Genomic DNA, 1,007 nt, shown 5'->3' with positions numbered 1-1,007 from the left:
TGTTTAGTCCCATCCTTTGATGGTGCATTATTCAACCAGGAATGGAAGGATGCGCTATGGGGCAGATTTTACACGGGAGCGCCCGCACGACTGAGGCAGTCCGTCGAGCGATACAGCATAGTCAAGAGAGCCTGAGGGTTCTGGCCAAGCGCCATGGCATCAACCAAAAGACGGTGGCCAAGTGGAAGAAGCGTACGGCAGTGCAGGATTTGCCGACCGGCCCCAGGCATCCGCATTCGACGACGCTTTCCATTGAGGAGGAAGCGATCATTGTCGCTTTCCGTCGCCACACATTGCTGCCGCTGGATGACTGCCTGTACGCCCTGCAAGCAACGATCTCACACCTGACGCGATCATCGCTGCATCGGTGTCTGCAACGGCACGGGATCAGCAGGCTGCCCGAGGTGACGGGAGACAAAGAACCAAAGAGGAAGTTCAAAACCTATCCGATCGGCTACTTCCACGTCGATATCGCCGAAGTTCAAACTGCTGAAGGCAAGCTACGCCTGTTCGTGGCAATCGACCGCACCAGCAAGTTCGCTTTTGTCGAGCTTCATCAGAAAGCAGGCAAGATGATTGCCGCGCAGTTCCTGCGGAACCTGATCAAGGCTGTCCCCTATACGATCCATACGGTGCTGACCGACAACGGTATCCAGTTCACCAATCATGCCCACCACAAATATGCCTTCCATCACATATTCGACCGGGTCTGTGACGAGCACGAGATCGAGCACCGGCTCACCAAGATCAAGCACCCCTGGACCAACGGCCAGGTGGAGCGAATGAACCGCACCATCAAAGAGGCCACCGTCAAACGCTATCATTATGACAGCCATGCCCAACTGACGGCCCATCTCAGCGACTTTATCGGCGCTTACAATTTTGGTCGCCGTCTCAAGACCCTGCGGGGCCTCACCCCATATGAATACATCTGCAAAATCTGGGCAACCGAGCCAAACAGGTTTATATTCAATCCGCACCATCAAAGGATGGGACTAAACACCTAG

At 54.7% G+C, this 1,007-nt stretch carries 1 protein-coding gene; it reads left to right on the top strand.

Annotated features, from left to right (window positions below; translation table 11 throughout):
• Positions 1-56: 56 nt before the first annotated feature.
• Positions 57-1,007 carry an IS481 family transposase gene (locus ACI3KQ_RS15895; RefSeq protein ID WP_404959309.1) on the top strand — a complete coding sequence of 317 codons (951 nt, stop codon included), beginning with the start codon at positions 57-59 and terminating at the stop codon, positions 1,005-1,007.

It is taken from the genome of Sphingobium sp. ZW T5_29 (assembly GCF_044987515.1).
Taxonomy (GTDB): Bacteria; Pseudomonadota; Alphaproteobacteria; order Sphingomonadales; family Sphingomonadaceae; genus Sphingobium.
The sequence above is the reverse complement of the archived record's forward strand: the minus strand, read 5'-3'. Positions and strand labels throughout refer to the sequence as shown.